Source organism: Sphingobacterium shayense, from assembly GCF_013179575.1.
Taxonomy (GTDB): domain Bacteria; phylum Bacteroidota; class Bacteroidia; order Sphingobacteriales; family Sphingobacteriaceae; genus Sphingobacterium; species Sphingobacterium shayense.
In genome coordinates, this window is sequence record NZ_JABMCQ010000288.1 from 1 (window position 1) to 2,461 (window position 2,461).

2 protein-coding genes are annotated in these 2,461 nt (G+C 43.8%); both read left to right on the plus strand.

Features of this window, described 5'->3' with window-relative positions; all coding sequences use genetic code 11:
• Positions 1-120: 120 nt before the first annotated feature.
• Positions 121-876, plus strand: a complete 756-nt coding sequence (locus HP439_RS18750) for a gamma-glutamyl-gamma-aminobutyrate hydrolase family protein (protein ID WP_172391852.1) — start codon at positions 121-123, stop codon at positions 874-876.
• Positions 866-2,230, plus strand: coding sequence for an aldehyde dehydrogenase family protein (locus HP439_RS18755; RefSeq protein WP_172391853.1), 1,365 nt, complete (start codon positions 866-868; stop codon positions 2,228-2,230). The genes HP439_RS18750 and HP439_RS18755 overlap by 11 nt, the downstream gene beginning before the upstream one ends.
• The last annotated feature ends 231 nt before the right edge of the window (positions 2,231-2,461 follow it).

Consider the following 2,461-nt stretch of genomic DNA (forward strand, 5'->3'; position numbering starts at 1 on the left):
AGGGAACATTTAGCCCCATTGTCAGAACTTGCCTATGCTGATTTCTGCCATCCGTCAAATCCCAAGCCTGTTTCCAAAGAAGATTTTCATGCTATTTATCAAAGTGCTTTTTAGTTAATTATGATCACAATCGGAATAAGTTCCTGTTTCCTGTATCCAGATAATGCGAGAACAGTGTTCAGTCAAAAAAGTCTACAATATGTAGAAAGGGATATGATGAGGTGGATATGTAGAACAGATGTATTGCCGGTGTTGATCCCCGACGTCGACGATTCTGCGTTGGGTAACATCCTAGATCAACTGGATGGTATTGTGCTTCAAGGTGGCACCGACATCTCTCCGGAGAGCTACGGCGAGCAGCCGATAGGAGACTGGAGAGGCGATAGCTACAGGGATGAATATGAACTGAAGATATTAGATTACGCGATAAGGACGTCCAAACCAGTCTTAGGTATCTGCCGAGGTTTCCAACTGATGAACGTTTATTTTGGAGGGTCGCTCTATCAAGATATTCCTTCCCAAGTCCCCGGTTCAGAAGTTCACCGATCGGCAGAACAGTATGATAAAATAAACCATCCGATACAGTTGGTATCTGGAACGCTGCTAGAACGGCTATATGGTAATCTAAGACAACCATTAGTTAATACGGTGCATCATCAAGGGATCAAAGATCTAGGGAAAAATCTTGACGTCTATGCCCGGTCAGAGGATGGCTTTATTGAGGCATTTGGTTATAACAAGGAGCCTGAGGGTAAAGTAATGGGCGTACAATGGCATCCCGAGTTTTCCCATACACAGATGGGAAAGCTCCTGGATGAAGAATTGATCTTTAACGTTTTTTACAATTATGCAAAACAGAACAGAAATGGAAATTAAAAATCCCGCCACGGGTGTTGTGCTGGCAAGCCTGCCGGAGGCAGGGCTTTTGGAGCTGCAAGAAACCGTCGCTGATTTGCGTAAGGGTCAAAGATTATGGGCTGAACGTCCCCTGCCAGAAAGGATGGCATGTATCGTTAAATTTGGTGAATTGATACTGAGCAACAAACAAAAACTCGCCGAGATCCTAACCAAGGAAACGGGAAAGCCTGTTGCACAGTCTCTGAATGAAATCGTGGGGGCACAGAACCGGATTGAACACCTGCGCGCAAATGCTGAACGGTGGCTTTCCAGGGAAGAAATTACATTAGAGGGTACAACTCGAGAGCTGATCACCTATGAACCATTGGGGGTGATAGCAAATATATCGGCGTGGAATTTTCCCTTTAATGTAGGCTTTAATGTGTTTCTATACGCCTTAGTTGCCGGCAATGCCGTTGTTTACAAACCCTCAGAGTTCGCCTCTCTTATCGGCATGGAATTCCAGGAATACCTTCGTCTTGCGGGTGTACCCGCAAACGTATTTAAGTGCGTTGTTGGCGATTATCAGACCGGACAGCTGCTTTTAGATCTTTCTTTAGACGGCTATTTTTTTACGGGATCCTACGCAACGGGTGTTCATATTGCAAAATCGGTGGCTCATAAATTAGTTCCTTTGCAGTTGGAACTCGGGGGGAAGGATCCTCTTTATGTCGCGGATGATGTGGTAGATGTAAAAAAGGCTGCGATTTCCGCCGCAGAAGGAGCGTTTTATAATAATGGACAAAGTTGTTGTGCGGTTGAACGTATATACGTCGCTGAGAAAATATACGATCAGTTTGTCGAGGCCTTTATCGATGAGGTGGCATCTTATCCTATTGGTGACCCCATGAACCCCGATACATTTATTGGTCCTCTTACAAGAAAGGCTCAACTGGATGTTCTTCAAGAGCAGATCAAAGATGCGATAGAAAAGGGGGCGTCATTACGTTTGGGAGGAAATTTAATAAATGGTCCGGGATATTTCCACCAACCTACTGTCCTTGTGGACTGCAATCATGATATGCTGCTCATGAAAGACGAAACATTTGGGCCCCTTATAGGTATACAAAAGGTGTTTTCCGATGAACACGCCAAATACCTCATGCAGGATACGGGCTATGGTTTGACCGCCGCGGTTTTTTCCGCTAGTCAGAATAGAGCTATGGCGATATTAAAAGAGATGGATACAGGAACGGTTTATTGGAACTGTTGCGATAGAGTCAGTCCAAATGTACCTTGGTCCGGCAGAAAGAACTCAGGACTGGGAGCGACACTATCATCCCAAGGAATCAGAGCTTTTGTTCAGCCCAAAGCCTATCATTTACGGGAATAAATTAACTTAAACGGGGAAAGTAACCACATCTCTAGTAGCAATTTCTGCCGTCCTATCGGTGGGAAGTTCCTATCCCTTTTTGAGTTTAAGTAATACAAAAGACGGATAACATCCGTCTGAATAATAATTTATTGCAAAATATGTGCGAGGACATAAACGTAGTTATGGAGCCATTTTAAGACGTAGTAACACGCAAAATCATTAACAATTTTTTTATTTCTCCTTTACATT

Coding starts and splice junctions, on each gene's coding strand:
- HP439_RS18750 (WP_172391852.1), top strand. CDS start 121: ATGATCACAATCGGAATAAGTTCCTGTTTCCTGTATCCAGATAATGCG.
- HP439_RS18755 (WP_172391853.1), top strand. CDS start 866: ATGGAAATTAAAAATCCCGCCACGGGTGTTGTGCTGGCAAGCCTGCCG.